The 7,013-nt window shown below is 64.3% G+C and carries 8 protein-coding genes and 1 pseudogene; all 9 read left to right on the forward strand.

Translation table 11 applies throughout. The features are described from left to right. The first annotated feature begins 2 nt into the window (after positions 1 to 2). Positions 3 to 434 carry a GspH/FimT family pseudopilin gene (locus tag FIV35_RS17915; protein ID WP_034099001.1) on the forward strand — a complete coding sequence of 144 codons (432 nt, stop codon included), beginning with the start codon at positions 3 to 5 and terminating at the stop codon, positions 432 to 434. Next, positions 431 to 787, forward strand: a complete 357-nt coding sequence (locus tag FIV35_RS17920) for a prepilin-type N-terminal cleavage/methylation domain-containing protein (protein WP_034111052.1) — start codon at positions 431 to 433, stop codon at positions 785 to 787. Before FIV35_RS17915 ends, FIV35_RS17920 begins: the two co-directional genes overlap by 4 nt. After that, positions 784 to 1,413: a type II secretion system protein GspJ gene (locus tag FIV35_RS17925; protein WP_034136906.1), complete on the forward strand. Its 630-nt coding sequence runs from the start codon at positions 784 to 786 to the stop codon at positions 1,411 to 1,413. Before FIV35_RS17920 ends, FIV35_RS17925 begins: the two co-directional genes overlap by 4 nt. Beyond that, entirely contained in the window at positions 1,410 to 2,135 is a 726-nt protein-coding gene (locus FIV35_RS17930) for a general secretion pathway protein GspK (protein WP_034136907.1), read from the forward strand. Before FIV35_RS17925 ends, FIV35_RS17930 begins: the two co-directional genes overlap by 4 nt. Beyond that, positions 2,132 to 3,175: a type II secretion system protein GspL gene (locus tag FIV35_RS17935; RefSeq protein ID WP_034136908.1), complete on the forward strand. Its 1,044-nt coding sequence runs from the start codon at positions 2,132 to 2,134 to the stop codon at positions 3,173 to 3,175. The genes FIV35_RS17930 and FIV35_RS17935 overlap by 4 nt, the downstream gene beginning before the upstream one ends. Next, entirely contained in the window at positions 3,150 to 3,761 is a 612-nt protein-coding gene (gene gspM / locus FIV35_RS17940) for a type II secretion system protein GspM (RefSeq protein WP_034136909.1), read from the forward strand. Before FIV35_RS17935 ends, gspM begins: the two co-directional genes overlap by 26 nt. Beyond that, on the forward strand, positions 3,758 to 4,282 hold the full coding sequence (locus tag FIV35_RS17945) for a general secretion pathway protein GspN (protein WP_034136910.1): 525 nt from the start codon (positions 3,758 to 3,760) through the stop codon (positions 4,280 to 4,282). The genes gspM and FIV35_RS17945 overlap by 4 nt, the downstream gene beginning before the upstream one ends. Continuing rightward, the gene (gene gspD / locus FIV35_RS17950) at positions 4,279 to 6,498 is read left to right on the forward strand and encodes a type II secretion system secretin GspD (protein WP_034136911.1); all 2,220 of its coding nucleotides are present in this window, start codon (positions 4,279 to 4,281) and stop codon (positions 6,496 to 6,498) included. The genes FIV35_RS17945 and gspD overlap by 4 nt, the downstream gene beginning before the upstream one ends. Before the next feature lie 350 nt (positions 6,499 to 6,848). Then, positions 6,849 to 7,013: pseudogene (locus tag FIV35_RS29925) on the forward strand (IS110 family transposase); the annotation flags it as partial.

Genomic DNA, 7,013 nt, shown 5'->3' on the forward strand with positions numbered 1-7,013 from the left:
CCATGCCCGCCCGCCAACGCGGCTTTACCCTGCTGGAAATGCTGGTGGTGATCGTGCTGATCAGCGTCGCGGCCGGCTTGGTGGGGTTTGGCCTGCAACAGGGCCTGCGCGCGGCCAAGGAACGCCAGGTGGTAGGGCAGATGGTTGAAGCGCTGCGCAGCACACGGGCGCGGGCGATTGTCAGCGGCGCCACGCAAAGCACGCTGTTCGACTTGAACACACTCAGCTTCCAAGCTCCGGATCGCCCACCCAAACACTGGCCCGCCGAGCTGCAAGTGACCCTGCACACCGCCGAACAGGCCGGCTCCGCGATTGAGTTCTACCCCGACGGCAGCTCCACCGGCGGTCATCTGCTACTGGCCCACGGCACGCGGCGTTGGCGCATCGATATCGGCTGGCTGACCGGCAGCGTGCAATCCAAGGCGTTGCCATGAAAAAACAAGGCGGTTTCACCTTGTTGGAAATGCTCGCCGCTCTGCTGTTGATGGCCCTGTGCAGCACGGTGCTGCTGGTCGCCTTTGGCCAAAGCGCACGTTCGTTGCTGCAAGTGACCCACAGCGACCGCCTCAGCCACGCCGCCCTTAGCGTGATGGACCAGGAAGCCTCCGGGCCCCTCGCCAACGGCGTGCGCCAGGGCGAACTGGACGGCATCGCTTGGCAGTTGCGTATCGCCCAACAACCCGGACGCCTCGGCCAGCCGCATTTGTTTCGCCTCGACCTGACCGTCAGCGAAGGCCCGCGCAGCGCGCAATTCAGCACCTTGAAATTGCGCGGAGCGAGCCTGTGAACACGCGACAACAGGGCTTCACCTTGCTGGAAATTCTTATCGTCATCAGCTTGCTGGGGGTGCTGCTGGTGCTGGTCGGGGGCGCGCTGCTGGGGGCCAATCGCGCGGTGCTCAAGGCTCAGCGGTATACGCTAAGCCTGGATGAAGTACGCGCGGCGCAGCAGTTTCTGCGTACGTCGATCAGCGAGGCGCTGCCCTTGGATGTCACCGAGGATGACAGCCAGACCGATGGCTTCTTTGTCGGCGGCGCTCAGCGCATGCAGTTTGTCGCAACCCTGCCCGGCGTGCTCGGCGGCGGCATCCAGCGCTTTACCTTGCAGTTGACCGGTGACCAGGCGCAGCGCGATTTGCAGGTGGCGTTCGCGCGGTTTGAGTCGCCGGCCCAGGTCAGTGTGCCGGCCTCGCGGGGCGAGCCGCAGGTGTTGCTCAGCGATGTCGAAGACCTGCAGATGAGCTATCGCGGCCTGTCGCCCAAGGGCCAGCCGACCGGCTGGCTCAGTGACTGGCCATGGTCGCGGCGCTTGCCCCAGGCGGTGCGGATCGCCGCGCGGGTCAACGGCCCAGTGCCGTGGGTGACCCAAGTGATTGCGCTGCGCCTGAACCTATCCAGCGGGGCCGCGGAATGATCCGTCATCAACGCGGCGTCGCGTTGCTGCTGGTGCTGTGGGTATTGGCGTTGCTCAGCCTGCTGCTGGGCGGCCTGGCCGGTTGGGTGCAACTGGAAACGCGTCAGGCGGCGTGGCATCGCCAGCACACCCAGGCGATGCTCGCGGCCGAAGCGGGTATCGCCCTGGCGATGCAGGCGTTCGCCGACCCGTTGCAGCGCAAACAGTGGATCGCCGATGGGCGCGAAATCCCATTGGTATTCGACGATGCGCAGCTTCGCGTCAGCCTGCGCAGCGAGCGCGGCAAGTTGTATTTGAACAGCGCCGAGGTGGCCGATTTTGCCCGCCTGGCCCTGGCCTGTGGTGCCAGCCAGGCCCAGGCCAACCAACTGGCGCGGGACCTGGAGGTGCGTCGTAACCAGGGCCTGGCGCCGTTTCGCGTGGTGGAAGAACTGCGACAATTACCGGGCATGACCCAGGCGCTGTACAGCGCACTCGTACCCGAGATCAGCCTGTGGAGCGGCCTCGACCGGCCTGACCCAGCCTTCGCCAGCGCCCTGATGCGCCGTGCCCTGAACCTGCCGCACCTGAGCGCGGTGGGCGCCGACCCCGGCGAGGTGCTGGTGATCGACAGCCACGCCGAACGGCCCGGCGGCTATCACGCCCGGTTGCAGGCCACCGTGTTATTGAGCCCCGCGCAAGGCAGCGCCCAACCTTATCGAGTACTCCGTTGGCAAGAATGAATGACTTCCTCGCGGCGCGCCTGCAGCCGCTTACGGCGCCTATCGCCCAGCGCTGGCGTGGCAGCCTGTTGCAACAGGGCTGGCGACTGTGGCTCAAGGAACTGCGTGGCTGCCTGCCGCGTTGGCTGTCGCTGCACGATATCCCGGACCGGCTCTACCACTGGCCACTGACCGCCGCCGTTTCGCCAGTGGTGGGGGAGGTGCGCCAAGTGTTGTTGCTGGCTCCGCAGGCGGTGCTGATGCAAACCCTGCGTCTACCACCGGCGGCGGCGCGCAATCTGTCCACGGTGGTGGGTTATGAACTGGATCGCTTTACCCCGTTCGATGCGGACCAACTGTACTTTGTCGCCCGCCAGGAGCGCCGTACGCCGACCCATGTCGACGTGACCGTGGTGGCGATTTTACGTGAGCGTCTGGACCAGATCCTCAGCGACTGCGCCGCCCTGGGGTTGCAGCCCCATTCCGTGGATGTGCAGGACGCTGGGGGCAACGCCCTGGGCGTCGACCTGTTGCCGCCGCCGCTGCGCCGCCGTCAGCGTCCGGCCGGCAAGGGCTTGCAGCGCAGCCTGCCGTGGCTGTGCGGCGCCTTGATGATCGGCGCCATGGTGCTGTGGCTCGATGACCGTCAACGGGTTTTGCAGGCCATGCAGCAGAGCGTGCGCGAGCAAAAAGCGCAAGTGGCCGACGTTCAAGCGTTGCGCCAGCAACTGCTTAATACCCGCGGCGCCGCGCAGTACCTGATCCGCCGCAAAATGGCGCAACCGCCGCTGTCGGCGCTGCTCAACGAACTGACCGCGTGCCTGCCGCCCGACACCTGGCTCGACCAGTTGGAAGTCAGCGACGGGGCCGAGGTGTCCTTCTCCGGCCAAAGCGCCAAGGCCAGCGCGCTGATCACTCGGATCAAAGGCTGCCGCAGCCTGGAAAACGCCCAGTTCGAAGGGGTGATCCAACCCGATGCGCAAACCGGCAAGGATCAGTTTTCCTTGCGAGCCCACCTGCACCAGGAGGCCGCTGATGCGCCGACCCCTGACACCCCGTGAACGCCGTGGCGCCGCCCTGATGGGCCTGGCTCTGGTACTCGGCGCCGTGTACTGGCTGTTGATCGACAGCTGGTTCGCCGGCCCCTTGCGCGCTATGGGCGAGCAAGCCGAGCAGTTACGCGAGCAACAACAACGCTACGCCGGGGTACTGCGCCAGGCCGATAGCCTGCGCCAACAGTTGCAGCAGGCGCGCCAGGACCCCACCAGCAGCACCAGCCTATTGCCCGGCGATGACCCCAGCGCGGTGGCCGCCGACTTGATGCAACGCATCGCCGACCTGATCAACAGCCGCGCCACTGTCGGCGGCGGTTGCAGCTTGACCCAACGCATGCCGATCACCCCGGAACAAGACAACAGCGAGCCCTATCGCCAGGTCAAAGTCAGCCTCACGCTTAATTGCGCCATCGAGCCGTTGACCGCGATTCTGCACGAGCTGGAATACCAGCGGCCGTTTCTGTTCGTTGATGAAATGAGCATCCGCCGCGCGCCGAACGCGCCGGCCAGTGGCGGTGCAGGCAAGCTGGTGGTGCACCTGTTGGTGCGCGGCTACCTGCAACCGGCGAGCGCGCGGCAGGTGCAGCCATGATCAGTGCATTGCGCCCCCTCGAATGGGTATTGCTCGGCGTGGCCGCGCTGTTGGGCCTGCTGATGGCCGGTATTCTCAGCAACATCGGTGACGCACCCCAGTGGCTGCCGGCGCCTGCGCCGGATGCGCGTACCCAGGCCGCGCCCAAGGTGCTGAATGCACCAAGTGCAAGTCTCGACAGCCTGGCCGGCACCTGGCAGGCGCCACTGTTCAGCCCGGATCGCAGCCCTGACCGCGCTGTCGGTCAGGCCGGTGTGTCCGGCTTGTCGAGCCTGGTGCTGACCGGCGTCCTTCTGGACGGCAACGTGCGGGTGGCGCTGCTCAAGCGCGCGGATGGCCCGCCGCTCAAAGTCCACCAGGGTCAGACCCTGCCCAACGGCTGGCGACTCGAACAGCTCACCCCACGCGACGCCCGTTTTGTGCTGGATGGCCGCACGCAAACCCTGAGCCTCAAAACCCCGCGTTTGCCGCCGCCGTCCACGACGCCTCCGATTACCCTTCCTCACGAGTCCACCCCTTGATCGATACTTTCCCTGGCGCTTTGCGCACCACTGCGTTTTGCTTGGCCACCGCCGTCACCCTCGGTGGCTGCGGGACCTTTCCCGAGCATCTGGACGCCGACCCGGCGCTGTTGCACGAAGCGTTGCAAGGCACCGGTTCGCAACGCCCGCCGGTGGACCCGGCAACGCAACAGGCACCGCTCGACAATCCCCAACCCAGCGCGAAAACCCCACCCCAGCGCCAGTTGATCCGTGGCAACCAGTCCTTCGTCCGCCCCCCAAGCGCCGCACCCGCCGGTCGCGAGGAGGGCGGCGGCGACATCGTGTTCAACTTTGCCGACCAGCCCATCGAAGCGGTGATCAACAGCGTGATGGGCGACCTGCTGCACGAGAATTACAGCATCGCCCAGGGCGTGAAAGGCACTGTCAGCTTTTCCACGTCCAAACCGGTGAATAAGCAGCAGGCGTTGTCGATCCTCGAAACCCTGTTGTCCTGGACCGACAATGCCATGATCCAGCAGGGCAACCGCTATGTGATCCTGCCGGCGAGCCAGGCGGTGGCGGGCAAACTGGTGCCGCAGATGCGCGTGGCACAGCCGTCCAGCGGGCTGTCGGCGCGGCTGTTTCCGTTGCGCTATATCTCGGCCACCGAGATGCAAAAACTGCTCAAGCCATTTGCTCGCGAGAACGCATTTTTGCTGGTCGACCCGGCGCGCAACGTACTGAGCCTGGCCGGCACTCCGGAAGAGTTGGCCAACTATCAGGACACCATCGACACCTTCGATGTGGACTGGCTCAAAGGCATGTCCGTGGGTGTGTTTGGCCTGCAACGCGCCTCGGTGGCCGAGCTGATGCCCGAGCTGCAAAAGATGTTCGGCCCCGACAGTGGCATGCCGTTGGCGGGCATGGTGCGCTTCCTGCCGATTGAGCGGACCAACTCGGTGGTGGCGATCTCGTCGCAGCCGCAGTACCTCAGCGAAGTCGGCGACTGGATCCACACCATCGATGAGGGCGGCGGCAACGAACCGCAGATGTACGTGTATGACGTGCGCAATATGAAGGCCACCGACCTGGCCAAGTACTTGCGACAGATCTACGGCACGGGCGCGATCAAGGACGACGCCCCGGCTAAAGTCGCCCCTGGCCTGCGCACCGCGACCCTGTCATCCCCCGGCACCAACAGCACCTCCGGCAGTACGCCGGGTGGCTTGAGTAACAACCTCAATAGCAACCCGCCCGCCGCGGAGGATGAAGAGCAGGAGCCCGAAGCCGATCAGGACAGCACCGCCCAGGACGCCAGTGAAGGCGCCCCGGCCAAAAGCCTCGACGCCGGCACCCGCATCACCGCGCAGAAGAGCAGCAACCAACTGTTGGTACGCACGCGCCCGGTGCAGTGGAAAGAGATCGAATCGGCGATCAAACGCCTCGACAACCCGCCGCTGCAAGTGCAGATCGAGACGCGCATCCTCGAAGTCAAACTCACCGGTGAACTGGACCTGGGCGTGCAGTGGTACTTGGGGCGCCTGGCCGGTAACTCCACCAGCACCACCGTGGCCAACGCCGCCGGTAGCCAAGGTGCGCTGGGCGGTGGCGGGGCAGGGCTGGGGGCGACGGACTCGTTGTTCTACTCCTTCGTCAGCTCCAACCTGCAAGTGGCCCTGCACGCCCTGGAAACCAATGGCCGTACCCAAGTGCTGTCGGCGCCATCGCTGGTGGTGATGAACAACCAACCGGCGCAGATCCAAGTGGGCGACAACATCCCCATCAGCCAGACCACGGTCAACACCGGCACCTCCGACACCACTTTGAGCAGCGTCGAATACGTGCAAACCGGTGTGATCCTCGACGTGGTGCCGCGCATCAATCCGGGCGGCCTGGTGTACATGGACATTCAGCAGCAGGTCAGCGACGCCCAGGACCAAGCCGCCAACAGCGACACGCAAAATAATCCGCGCATCTCCACGCGCTCGGTCTCGACCCAAGTGGCGGTGCAGAGCGGGCAGACGGTGCTGCTCGGCGGCTTGATCAAACAGGACAACGCCGAAAGTGTCAGTGCAGTGCCCTACCTGGGGAAAATTCCGGGATTGCGCTGGTTGTTCGGCAACACCAGCAAGTCCAAGGACCGCACGGAATTAATCGTGCTGATTACACCGAGGGTGATCACCAGCAGCAGCCAGGCGCGACAGGTGACGGATGACTATCGCCAGCAGATGCAGTTGTTGCGGCCTGTTCAGTAAGCAGGTTTGAACTGCCTGCGTCATCGCAAAGGCTGGCTCATAACGCTGTGGTGAACAGGCTTGCCCTGCGCTGGGCTGCGAAGCAGCCCCACTCCAGACACTGTGTTTTTATCGGGCACACCGAGGGGCTTGGTTTGGGGGCCGCTCCGCAGCCCAGCGCGGGGCAAGCCCGCTCACCACAAAAAACTCATGGTCTCGGGTTTTGTTTTCACCGCAGATGTGTAGATATCTAAGCCAATCATAAATGCTGGCTCATAACGCTGTGGTAATGGAATGGACGCCCCCTTCCTAACGGCATCTATGTGCCAAAGTTAAAGTGTTACCCACACTTAGCGGAAGGGAGCGTCCTCATGCAGCTTACGACTGTTTCGGTTGACTTGGCAAAAACCGTGTTTCAACTTCACGCGATCGATCAACAAGGAAAAACAGCGCTAAGGAAGCAGCTTAAACGTGAGCAGGTTGTCCCTTTTTTTGCCAACCTGGAGCCCTGCCTAGTGGGCATGGAGGCATGTGGC

The sequence above is a fragment of the Pseudomonas rhodesiae genome (assembly GCF_007858255.1).
In the GTDB taxonomy this organism is placed as follows: Bacteria; Pseudomonadota; Gammaproteobacteria; order Pseudomonadales; family Pseudomonadaceae; genus Aquipseudomonas; species Aquipseudomonas rhodesiae.